Source organism: Haloglycomyces albus DSM 45210 (assembly GCF_000527155.1).
GTDB classification, from domain to species: domain Bacteria; phylum Actinomycetota; class Actinomycetes; order Mycobacteriales; family Micromonosporaceae; genus Haloglycomyces; species Haloglycomyces albus.
In genome coordinates this window covers 697,784-709,706 of record NZ_AZUQ01000001.1, presented here as the reverse complement: position 1 = coordinate 709,706, position 11,923 = coordinate 697,784, and the positions used below count along the sequence as shown (strand labels likewise).

General features: G+C 62.8%; 7 protein-coding genes. 5 read left to right on the top strand and 2 right to left on the bottom strand.

The features are described from left to right. Positions 1–376 precede the first annotated feature (376 nt). On the top strand, positions 377–994 hold the full coding sequence (locus HALAL_RS19030) for a helix-turn-helix transcriptional regulator (RefSeq protein WP_084471841.1): 618 nt from the start codon (positions 377–379) through the stop codon (positions 992–994). 21 nt (positions 995–1,015) lie between these two features. Here HALAL_RS19030 and HALAL_RS0103415 read toward each other — a convergent pair whose 3' ends face one another. Continuing rightward, positions 1,016–1,393: a DUF5319 family protein gene (locus tag HALAL_RS0103415; RefSeq protein ID WP_025272658.1), complete on the bottom strand. Its 378-nt coding sequence runs from the start codon at positions 1,391–1,393 to the stop codon at positions 1,016–1,018. 336 nt (positions 1,394–1,729) lie between these two features. Here HALAL_RS0103415 and guaB point away from each other — a divergent pair, with 336 nt between their 5' ends. From guaB to HALAL_RS17295, 4 genes are all read left to right on the top strand, one after another. Then, entirely contained in the window at positions 1,730–3,271 is a 1,542-nt protein-coding gene (guaB, locus tag HALAL_RS0103410; protein WP_281171594.1) for an IMP dehydrogenase, read from the top strand. Between the two features lie 173 nt (positions 3,272–3,444). Continuing rightward, the gene (locus HALAL_RS0103405; protein WP_025272656.1) at positions 3,445–4,569 is read left to right on the top strand and encodes a GuaB3 family IMP dehydrogenase-related protein; all 1,125 of its coding nucleotides are present in this window, start codon (positions 3,445–3,447) and stop codon (positions 4,567–4,569) included. Positions 4,570–4,941: 372 nt separating this feature from the next. Then, on the top strand, positions 4,942–8,337 hold the full coding sequence (locus HALAL_RS0103395) for an adenylate/guanylate cyclase domain-containing protein (protein WP_051462712.1): 3,396 nt from the start codon (positions 4,942–4,944) through the stop codon (positions 8,335–8,337). A 580-nt stretch (positions 8,338–8,917) separates the two neighbouring features. Then, complete coding sequence (locus tag HALAL_RS17295) at positions 8,918–10,819, top strand: serine/threonine-protein kinase (RefSeq protein ID WP_169732401.1); 1,902 nt, start codon at positions 8,918–8,920, stop codon at positions 10,817–10,819. A gap of 26 nt (positions 10,820–10,845) precedes the next feature. Here the strand turns inward: HALAL_RS17295 and HALAL_RS0103385 are convergent, their stop codons facing one another. Next, the gene (locus HALAL_RS0103385; protein WP_025272653.1) at positions 10,846–11,898 is read right to left on the bottom strand and encodes an alpha-hydroxy acid oxidase; all 1,053 of its coding nucleotides are present in this window, start codon (positions 11,896–11,898) and stop codon (positions 10,846–10,848) included. Between the last annotated feature and the right edge of the window lie 25 nt (positions 11,899–11,923).

The window sequence follows — 11,923 nt, the reverse complement described above, 5'->3', positions numbered from 1 at the left end:
AATTCACTCAAAAAATTTCTGGGAAATCGCGTCATAGTTCGAGTACTGGCGCATCTAGTTCATGTCAGGACCAATAACCGTCAATCGAAGACCTGTTCAGGCGGCTACGAACGCTGGAACGGAGTGCTTTCCGCGGGCCGAACGGTGAGCGGATCGATCCGTCACCGGTATTTCGAGATCGGAGTCCTGATACGGACAGCTCAAGATAGATGACCGAAGGTGGCGACCATGACGATTTGCTGCGGGCATTGGCCCGACGACCGCATCCGTCCAGACGTCGGCCGTACGGGCACGTTTCGAGGGCTGAGTGCGATTGACCGCCAACGACAAGCGCCGCAGAGCGCTATGACACCAACCGCAGTGAAGGGTATTAAAAGTGAGAACTGTAGTGGTCTGTGTTAAGACTCCTCAAGCCGGACAGAAAATCGCGGCCTGCGCCGCTCGCATGGGGCTCGCGCAGTCGGTCCGCAGCGTGGACAATCCGGCCGACCTTTTCAACGAACTAGCCCGTCGCACCGTTGACATGGTGCTCGTGGACGTGTCACTGGCAGCCCCGGATCCAGTGCAATTCACTCGTGTCGTACGTGGACGCTCCCCCCGGACCAGCGTGATCATGGCCGGCGCCGCCGATCCCCGTATGGCCGCGATGGTGGTCGCGGCCGGAGCGCGGGGACTGATTCGTACTCCTTCGAACGACTCCGACGACCTGCTCGTTTCCCTGACTCAGGCGATGATGTTCACGCGTCCGCGCGTACCGAAGATCGAGCCGGCACCACGTCAGCGGGCAGAGCTGGAAGGCATGCGCCTGACCGAGCGCGAACTGCAGGTCCTGCGAGGCATGAGTGAGGGGAAGTCGAACGCGGAGATCGGCCGTGACCTTTACGTATCGGAGGACACGGTGAAAACCCACGCACGTCGGATGTTTCGCAAACTCAAGGCGCGCGATCGGGCGCATGCGGTGGCCGAAGCGTTCCGCTCCGGCCTGGTCTGTTGACGTGACCGACTTTCGTGAACTTTAGTGGGTATCGGCGGCGGCACCGCCTGAGCCGTAACGCAGCCAGGCGTCGGCATACCCACGCGCGTACTCCCAGGACAGGTAGCGGTCGGGGTCGGGGCCAAACGCTGGTTCGTGGACCAGTGGGGCCGCCCCCGACAGCAAATGGCGCAGGTTGGCCGTCATCAGTTCCCAGGAAAAGTAGTGCGTATCGTCGCATTCCGGGCAGTCCATAACGATGCCCAGGTACCCCAACGGCTGGAGGATGCGCGCGAAGGTCTCTAGTTCGTGCAGGTCTTCTTGGACTTCGGCACGTTCACACGGATCGAGTTCAATGGTCGGTTGTGGTTCGTCGAAGTTGGCTTCACCCTCGAAAGGGTCTAGAGGTTCGTCGTGCACTCTTCTAGAGTAGTGGATGACGAAGCATTATCGTCTAGGGAGTTGACAGGCCGATTTACGACAATCCACTCGAGCGGAGGACGCCGCCTACGCCTTCGAGTGGCTGAGCGGTGCTTTTGACGGCGGTTGTCCAGCGCAGACGTGGTATTTTTCCGAGGGGCGGCCCCGCGTTCTGCGCAAAGCCGCGCGAAACGGTCCCGATCCGCGCACCTAACGTCCAAGGAATCCGATATTCGAGGGATGACGGGATGTCATTCCGTTCCCGACGTGCAAAATCACACCGGCGCTGCGGTCGCGTTATTCGGATGCGGGCGGCATGCCGACTAACATTGTTCTATGGCAAACTCAGTCGCTTCTTCACATGACGGGTCCGGTGCTCGAATTCCCATGGGCGCGGTGGAGTCGATTCCACTCGGCCTTACCTATGACGATGTTCTCCTCATCCCCGGAGAGTCGTCCGTCGTTCCCGGCGAAGTCGATACCACGTCCCACTTCACTCGCAATATTAAATTGGCAACCCCCCTGGTTACCGCCCCAATGGATACGGTGACCGAGTACCGCATGGCCATTGCCGCCGCCCGCATCGGCGGGATCGGCATTTTGCACCGTAATATGTCCAAAGACGAACAGGTCCAGCATGTTGATCTGGTCAAACGATCCGAATCGGGCATGGTGGCCGACCCCGTGACCTGTGCTCCGGAAGACTCCCTGGAACACGTCGACGCAAAATGCGGTCGCTTCCGTATTTCCGGCCTCCCGGTTGTGGATGAGAAAGGCCGTTTGGTCGGTATCATCACCAACCGCGACATGCGCTTCGAAGAAGACCATTCCCGTCCGGTTTCCGAGGTGATGACACGCGACAACCTCGTCACCGCTCCCGAAGGCGTCACCGCCGACGAGGCCCTGGAACTGTTGCACAAACACCGGATCGAAAAGCTTCCGATCGTGGACGACGACGGTTACCTACGCGGTCTGATCACGGTCAAGGATTTCGCCAAACGTGAGGAATTCCCCGACGCCACCAAGGACGCCACCGGTCGACTTCGGGTCGGCGCCGCCATCGGAGTCGGCGACGACCAGTACGAACGTGCCGCCGCACTGGTGGGTGCGGGAGTCGACGTTCTGGTCGTCGACTCCTCACACGGGCATTCGCAGGGCGTGCTGGACATGATCGCTCGCGTCTCGAAGGACTTCGGCGATCGAGTGGACGTCGTCGGAGGCAACATCGTGACCGCCGAGGCGGCCGACGCCATGATCGATGCCGGTGCCGACGGGGTCAAGGTCGGTGTTGGCCCCGGCGCCATCTGCACCACCCGGGTCGTGGCCGGTGTGGGGGTCCCCCAGATCTCGGCGATCCTGGATACCGTCCAGGCGGCCAAGGAACGTGGCGTTCCGGTCATCGCCGACGGCGGGGTGCAGTATTCCGGTGACGTCGCCAAGGCGATCGTGGCGGGTGCCGGAACGGTCATGATGGGCCAGATGTTCGCCGGTACCACCGAGTCCCCCGGTGAACTGGTGTTCATGAACGGAAAACAGTTCAAGTCCTACCGGGGAATGGGGTCCTTGGGCGCCATGCAGACACGTGGTCAGGCCAAGTCCTATTCAAAGGACCGTTACTTCCAGGAAAAGATCGAGACCAACGAGAAACTGGTTCCCGAAGGTGTCGAAGGCCAGGTGCCCTTCCGTGGATCGCTGGCCCAGGTGATGTATCAGCTGGTCGGCGGGGTGAAGATCGCCATGGGTTATACCGGGGCGACCACGATTCCCGAAATGCACGAACGCGGACGCCTGGTGCGCATCACCGCCGCGGGTTTGAAGGAATCCCACCCGCACGACATTCAAATGACCGCCGAAGCCCCCAATTACCACACGCGGTAGTCGAGTTCGCGCGAAGCGCCGACACGGCGGGGCGACGGAATACTGCGCTCAGCCGCCCGACGTCCCGTTGTGTCGGCGGGAATCCAGCTCACACCTCTCAGTACGTGTGCGTTCTTGCGCTGCGCTATGGCTCTCATCTAGAGTGGTAGCCGGTCTTTCAGGAGGAGAGTGGAATGCGGGACATGGTAGAAGTCGGCCCAGGCAAGATCGCCGCCCGAGGATGGCGGCTCGACGACGTTGCACTGGTGCCTACTCGGCGGACTCGCGACATCGATGACGTGTCGACCGAATGGCAGCTGGACGCCTACCATTTTGAGATCCCTGCGATGGCTCATCCTTCGGACGCCACCATGTCGCCGGCCACGGCGATCGAAATGGGGCGGCTCGGCGGTCTGGGCGTGGTGAACGCCGAAGGACTGTGGTGCCGTTACGTCGATCCCACGTCGATCCTCAAAGAATTGGCGGAATCCCCCGAGGACGTCGCGGTGGAGCGTTTGCAGGACGCCTACCGGGAACCGGTGAAGCCGGAACTGATCGCCGAGAGGATCGCCGAGGTACGTGCGGCCGGAGTGACCACGGCGGTCCGCGTCAGTCCGCAGCATACCCAGGAATACGCCCCCTTGGCGGTCGAAGCGGGAATCGACCTCCTGGTCATTCAGGGAACCATCGTTTCGGCCGAGCACGTGTCCTCCGGCGGTGACGTTCTCAATTTGAAGACTTATATCTCCGACCTGGACGTTCCCGTGGTCGTCGGAGGCGCCACCAACTACAAGACCGCCATGCACCTGATGCGTACCGGGGCGGCCGGCGTGATCATCGGAGTCGGCTCCGACGAATGGTCCACCACCGATTCCGTACTGGGTATCGACGTGCCGATGGCGACCGCCGTCGTGGAGGCCGCGGCCGCTCGTCGCGACTACCTGGATGAGACCGGAGGTCGCTACGTCCATCTCATCGCCGACGGCGAGATCACCAATTCCGGTTCGATCGCCAAGGCGCTCGCCTGTGGTGCGGACTCGGTGATGCTCGGGTCGGTGATGGCGGAGGCCGCCGAGGCCCCGGCGATGGGGGCGTGGTGGCATTCGGCGGCGTCGCACCCGAAACTGCCGCGTGGTCGGTTCCGCAGCATTGCGGCCGCAGAGATGGAAGTACCCGATATGGAAGCCCTGCTGTACGGGCCGGCTACCTCCTCCGTGGGAAATCAGAATCTTTTCGGTGCCCTTCGCCGTGCGATGGCCAAGACGGGCTATACCTCGGTCAAGGAATTCCAAAGAGCTGACCTGGTCTCCTACTTGTAGGCGGGCGAGGTCGCGATGCGCGGTCGACGGTCGGAATAGAGTTCCGAACCGTCGACGACGTGCGTTTTCACCGCTCTTCCAAGGATGAGGGAACCCCCTGTGTCTCGATCTCCTGTGTCGTATGCCATATTAGAGTTCCGATTATCCTCGGAACCGGCGGTGACCGGCCGTTCATCATGCGGCATGGCACCGAAATATCAGATTTTTCTTCATAATATTCAAAGCGATGTGGGTCTCAATCTTCAGCGAATTGTCAGTTAAAGTACGTAGGCTAGCGATCGTGAGTCAGACGGTCACAGCAGTCAGCCCTCGGCGGAGTGAATCTGATCGCGCGAGGGAACAAAAGTCACGGGCTATGGTGTTGAGCACATCGTGATTTGTCCATTCTGTTCGACGCCGACCATTCCCGCGGCCCGGTATTGCCACCAATGCGGAGCTCCACTGTCCCCCGAAGCCTCCGCTCCCTCCACCGAACGACGCTATGTCACGGTGCTCTTCGCCGATCTGTCGGATTTCACCACCTGGTCCGAAGGACAGGATCCCGAACGGGTTTCCAGCGTGACCGACCGATTGTTGGCCGAATGCGTCAATTCCGTCAACACTTTCGGCGGGCACGTCGACAAGCTCACCGGCGACGGACTCATGGCGGTGTTCGGAGCACCTCTAAGCCACGAAGACGACGCCGAACGTGCCGTCCGAGCGGCGGCCGCCATGCAGAAGCGTGTCCGGAAACTGCTGAAGGTCGAGTCCGGCGGCGGTCTGCCGATCGGACTGCGTATCGGCCTGCGCACCGGGCTGGTGGTATCGGGAATGCAGGCCAGCCTCGAATACACCGTCATCGGGGACACGGTCAACACGGCTGCCCGCATTTGCGACAAGGCCACTACCGGAACCATCTGGGCGGGCGCGACCACGATTCAGGCCACCCGGCACATGGCCGTATGGCGTAAACTCCAACCGGTCCGCCTCAAAGGTAAACGCGCCGAAACCGAGGTGTATCAGCTGCTGGGACTGGAAGACGAGCCGGGAACCCGCGCGTCGCTCGGTGACACCGCACCGTTCATCGGCCGTGAAGCGGAGCTCGGTCGCGTCGCGGGCCGCTTGGACACCGTCCGGGACCGCCGTGAACCACTGGTGGTCATCCACACGGCCGAAGCCGGAATGGGCAAGACCCGATTCGCCCGCGAAATTCGCACCTTGGCCACCGAACGCGGAGTCCGTACCCTCTCCATTCGCTCGGCACCGTACGGCGAGGCACGCCGATTCGGCCCGCTGGCCGACCTGGTGCGCAAGGCCGCGGGTCTGTCGTTCGACATGGACCGCACCAGCGCGCGCAATAAACTGCGTCGGATTACCGCCGACAGTTCCACCCCGGTCAACCTGGAAGTGTTGCTCGGCCTCCTGGGACACCGCCACAGCCCCGACGACTCGGGGCCGGGCGGGTTCATCGGCGACAAATCCGAGGCACAGCTCGTCCCGATCACCGTGGCGAACCTGTTGACCGCCATCGCCGAGACCGGCCCCATGGCGCTGATACTCGACGACCTGCACACCGCCACCGACGAAGGACTCGACGCGCTCGGCACCGCCCTCAGCCGCATCGAGGGTCCGGTACTGACCATGATCTTCGGGCGTCCCGAACTCACCCGGATGCGTCCACCCCGCACACCCGGGCACGGGCGCGACGCCGGTCCGGCAACGCGGGTATCGCCCCTGCTGGCTCACATATCCGAAGCCGAGGTGTATCCGCTTCCGCCCCTGAACGGTTCAGAGGCCGCCCGGCTGCTGACGGCCTTCCTCGACGGCGGGAAACTTCCCAAACGCGACGAGGAGAAACTCCTCGGATTCGCCCAGGGAAACCCGTACTACCTGGCCGAACTCATCACGCTTCTCACCGAGCAGGACCTGTTGGTGGCGGGCGACGACGAGTGGCACCTCGCGGTCGGGTCCCTCACCGGCAAGGTACTGTCCCGTGACCTTGCCCAGGTGCTGGGCGCTCGGATCGACGCACTCGGCTCTGCGGCGCGATCCCTCCTGCGCGCGTCCTCGGTCTTCGGCGACGCCATCGGCCCGGAAGCGACCGAACTGCTGCGCAAAGAGTTGGGTTCCGATTTCGACGGCGCTCTGCAGGAGCTCCTGGATCGACGCATGCTGCGCCGCCGCTCCTACGGCGGGTACCGTTTCGTCACGCCATTGCTGCGCGAGGCCGCCTACACTCCGATCGGGAAAGCCGACGCCGCTCACGCGCACGCCGAGATCGCACGGTGGGCGGCGACCATGGAACTTGACGGCCAAAGCGCCGACGACCTCGTGGTCCACCACGCCAAACAAGCGGCGGAACTGGCCGGTGACTTGGAAATCGAGCGGGCCGACGAAGTATGGGACGTGGTTCCCTTGGCCCTCGAAGCCGTCCACCAGCAGGCTCTACGGGCCATGAACAGCTCCGAGCCCGACCGGGCGATCGGGTTGCTGGACGGGATCGAAAAACTGCACCCCTTGGGGCCCAACGACCGTCTCCTGCGCGCTCGCGCCTTGGCACGTCTGGGTCGGGTGGAGCAGGCCGAAGCGGAAATCGACGCTTTGGCCGAGAACGTCGGGCTGTCGTTGAGCCATCCGCAGTCGCAGCCGCAGGAGACCGACGCGAATCTCACCGCGCAGCTTTTGCTGTTGCGCGGTCGTATTCAACGGTACTTGGGGGAACTGGAAGCGGCCCGATCGACCTGGCAGGCGGCCTTGGACATCGCCAAACGCGAGCAGTTGCCCGGACCGCGTTGCGACGCTGAATGTCGGCTCGGCATGTTGGACTTCCTCGGTGGTCGCCTGTCGGAGGCCGAGGAGCACTTCCATTCGGCCTACGAGGTGGCCGACGAGGCCGATGACGAGCGCCGCGAGGCGTGGGCTCTGCAACATCGTGCGTGGGCGGACACGGCCCGAGGGGACTTCTCCCGGGCCGAGGACGCCCTGCGCCGCGCCGCCAAGATCTTCGCCCGCAACCACGATCAGGTGGGACGAGCCTGGGTACGCGGTGCCAATGCGTTCACTCTGCTGCTGGCCGGCCGTTACGGCGACGCCAAACGCTTGGCCGAGACCTTCCTTCCGATCGGGGAAAGAGCCGGGGACCTCTTCGCAGTCGGATTGCTGCGGGCGATACACGCCGCCGCACTCGTCGAATTGGGTGAAGGAGAAGGAGCCGACCAAGAGGCGCGGGAGGCCTTCGCCGATTTCCACCGCATCAACGACGACTGGGGCAAAGGCTTCGCCACTTTGGTGCGTGCCTTGATCGCCGATCGATTCGGCGCTCGCGACGAAGCATTGGAACTGTCGCAGCAGGCTGAGACGTTCGGGGCCTTGACCGGACAGGCCTTGCTGGTGGGACTGTCCCACATCATTCGCGGACGCACGCTGCTGGAGGCGGGTGACATCAGCGGCGCACAGTCCATCGCACGCGACACGCTGCAACGCATCTCACCGACCGAAGTCCGCGACAACGCTCGGGCGGCGGCCAGTGCCCTATTGGCCGATACCTTTGCCGCCCAAGGAGACGTTCCAGCGGCACTGGCGGAGTTGGAGCCGTTGGTGCAGCAGTGGGAGGAACCGTCGTTGGGTTGGCCCCGCAATCGCATCGTCGCACGATACGCCCAACTACTGGATGATCTGGGAGATTTTGAGGAAGGGCGTTACTGGGCGGAAAAGACGTTGGAGGCGGCCGGGGAGGACGACCAGGCCAACCGCTGGGCCACCGAACGTCTGAACGCCGACCGTCGGTGACCTTCGCCTGGATTGCCGCTCGACCCGACGCGGAAATACCGGATTCGGAGTCCGCCACGTCATACCGTGTGAGGATGGACGTTTATGTGGTACGCGGGGCAGGCGAGTCCCTTGAACCGTCGCTTTGACTCGCCCGCCCACGCGCTCCACGGGGGATGGGATTACTATGCGCTACTTATCCTTCGCGACACGCATTAGCCACCTCATACATTTGGTCAAAATGAGTAGTCTGTTCGGTTAGTCGGACAACGGGGGTGATGATGCCTCGGGTTTGGTGACGTAGTTTTATAGAATGGGGAACGGCATCTGAGCTCCCGCCTAGGTAAGAGACAGCGTGTTCGCTCCCGGGAGTCTCCGCGTCGGAACGTGCTCGAGGCCCGTGACCCAATCAGCTTCGAGTCCCCTATAAGGAGTTGTGGTGAATGATCGTGATATCCGTACCCTGCCCGTTCGGCGCGGCCCGTGCAGAATCCGCGCGGCGTCGGCGGGGTGACGACCGGGATTATTTCGCAGTCCGCGGGGGCACACTGTCGGACAATGTGACGACTGGAGGCCAAAGCTAGTGGATACCATGTCGGCCATGGGCGCCCAGTTTGAATCTCATCCTCCTCACCGTCGTGCCGCGAGTGCCGAGGAGACACCCGAATACCTCCTGCAAGGGCATGAAGAGCTGGGGAACTTCCAGCCCTTGGCCACCGGAGCCTATTCACGGGTCTGGGCGGCCGAGTCAGCGCATCTGCGGCGCCGAGTGGCGGTCAAGATCGAGCGGCGGCAGTTGACCGACGCTCGGCAACGGGACCGTTTTCACCACACCATGGCTCAGGCACGAGTCGTATCCCAGCACCCCTGCATCATTCCGATCTATTCGGCCGGTGTCGCCAACGGCGGTCACCCGTACGTCATCATGGAACTCTGTCCCACCAACGCCGCACAGGCCTTGCGGACCGTCGGGCCGTTGGATCCCTCGGCGGTATTGAAGCTGGGAATCAGAGTCGCGGACGCGTTGGTGGAGATTCACTCCCAGGGCCTGGTCCACGGTGATGTGAAGCCGGCCAATATCTTGGTCAATGAGAATCGGGAAGCGCTGCTGACCGACCTCGGATTCGCGACCGACAATCCAGACGGATCGACCGGACCCGTCTCGGTCACCGCCACCCCCGCCTTCGCCGCGCGTGAAGTTTTTGAACACGGCCAAATCACTTCCGCGGCCGATGTGTACTCCTTGGCCGCGTCGCTCTACACCCTGCTGAACGGAACGCCACCGCGCTTTCCGGAACAAGGCGTATCGGACATCAACGAAGTACAAGCGCTCTTTTCTCAACCGATCCCCAATATCCCGGGCGTCTCCCCACTCCTCACCGAGATGTTGAAAACGGGTCTGATCGACAATCCGGCGGGGCGACCCACCGCCGAATACTTCAGAGACTCGCTCTCCTCCATTCCAGAGGAGTCCACCGGCGTGCTGCCGGTGGTGGAGACGAGTCAGCAATTCCTATCGCCCCCTCTGCAGGGAACCTTCTCCGCGTTCGCCTCCGCTCCCGCCCCGATCGACAACCAACCGGACGCCGAACTCGCACCGCAGGACGGCCATGGAGCGAATGTCGACCAGACGCACCTGATCCCCACACTCCATAATGGGCATCAATCGGCAGCGGACGTTGAAGAAGAAGCCGATACCGAACGGCTTCCCTTGCCTCGTAAGCAATACGGTGAACCGTCGCCTCAGGCGGCGGCTCCGTGGGGCGACGTTCCCGGCAACATGGCCGTCCCGCCCGAAACACCGAACTCGGGGCTACAGCAGGAGACACCCGGCCCCGACGTCGTCGACGTACAGCTCAATGAGCTGGATCGCCGCGCCGTCAACGAACACGACGACCGTCTGCCCGCTCCGTTGGCGGAAAAATCCGTGAGCCCGACCGATACCGGAGGCATCACCCGACGGGAACGGCGACTGCGTGAGCGGGGCGGTTCCACCTCCGACATGGGACGACTGATCGGTTTGGTCACCGTCGGAGTCCTGGTTCTCGCGGGGTTGGGAGTCGGAGGTTATTTCCTGTTCCGCAGCGAACCGACTCGTGACCTGGAAAAGGAAAGCCAGGCCGAGGACTACGTCGCCGAATGCACCTTGACGGCCGACGGAGCCTCTTGTGTGGAAGAACCCGTCTGTTTCGACGGCGACCCCGGGGACGGATTCTCCCCGGTCTCCTGCGACGCCTCACATCAATGGGAGGCCTACGCCCAGGGACCGTTGCCCGAAGGCGTGACCGATATGGCGGAGGCACAGTCCAACGACCTCATCCAGGGACTCTGTATTGACGGGCAGAGGGAAGACGGGCCGCTGCAGGAATTGGTCGGTGCCGAACGCATCGACTGGACGACCGCCGTCCATCTGCCGGACAACGGCACCTTCCAGTGCATCGCCGGCAATGCGGAAGGGGAGAACGTGACCGGCAGCCAGTTCTCCCGAGCGAACTCCGATTAAGCCGCGTGGACGTGGCGCATCGGGCTTTACCAGACGTGAACGTTCTTGGCTTCGGCCACGGTACGAGCGCCCGCTTGCGCCATCGCATCGGTCAGCTGCGTCCCCAACAGTTCGAGGACGCGGTTGACCCCCGCTTCACCGGCCGCTGCCAAGCCCCATAGGATCGGACGTCCGATGAGCACCGAATCGGCACCGCGCGCCAGAGCCAATAGGACGTCACGCCCCGAGCGAATTCCACTGTCCAAGACGATCTCGAAATCAGGACCGACCGCCTCCCGAATCACCGGAAGGACCTCCAGACTGGATACGGCCTGATCGAGTTGGCGACCGCCGTGATTGGACACCACGATCGCCGAGGCCCCGTGATCGACCGCCGCACGCGCGTCGTCGGGATGCAAAATCCCCTTGACGATCAAGGGAAGGGAACAGTTTTCCCGAATCCAGGCGAGGTCGTCCCACTTCAGGGAGGAATCGAAACTCAAGTCGATCGACTCCTTGAGGTTGCCCGATTCCTCCTCGTCCATCAGATTCGCCGCATGGACGTCGTCGGGCAGGCTGAAGTCGTGCCTCGTGTCCCGAACTCTTTGTCCCAGAACGGGAGCGTCCACGGTCAGAACCACGGCACGACACCCGAACGTTTCGGCACTGTTGAGCATCTGGGCCATAAGATCACGATCACGCAGCCAGTACAACTGAAACACGTACTCGCCCGGCGTCTCTACCACCGTCTCCATGGCGATACTGCTCATGGTGGCCAAATGGAAGGGGACGCCCTGTTCGCGGGCGGCACGCGCCGTCGCCAGTTCGCCGTCGGGATGGGCGAGTTTCTGATAGGCCATCGGTGCGACCGCAAACGGCATCGACGAAGGGGCACCCAGTACCGTGGTGGCGGAATCGATGGTGGACACTTCGCGCAGCATGCGCGGAAGGAAACGGCGTTCCTCGAAAACGTCCCGATTAGCGCGCATGGTGACCTCATCGCCGGCTCCACCACTGATGTAGTCCCATGCCGGTCGAGGCATCGCGTGCCGCGAGGCCGCCTCCACATCGGCTATCGTGTGAAATTGCGACGTCTGCATTGTTCTCTCCCTGGTCGTGCGAAAC

Excerpts from the sequence above, each read along its gene's own strand:
- HALAL_RS17295 (WP_169732401.1), top strand. The coding sequence starts at position 8,918 with ATGGGCGCCCAGTTTGAATCTCATCCTCCTCACCGTCGTGCCGCGAGT.
- HALAL_RS0103405 (WP_025272656.1), top strand. The coding sequence starts at position 3,445 with ATGCGGGACATGGTAGAAGTCGGCCCAGGCAAGATCGCCGCCCGAGGA.
- guaB (WP_281171594.1), top strand. The coding sequence starts at position 1,730 with ATGGCAAACTCAGTCGCTTCTTCACATGACGGGTCCGGTGCTCGAATT.
- HALAL_RS0103385 (WP_025272653.1), bottom strand. The coding sequence starts at position 11,898 with ATGCAGACGTCGCAATTTCACACGATAGCCGATGTGGAGGCGGCCTCG.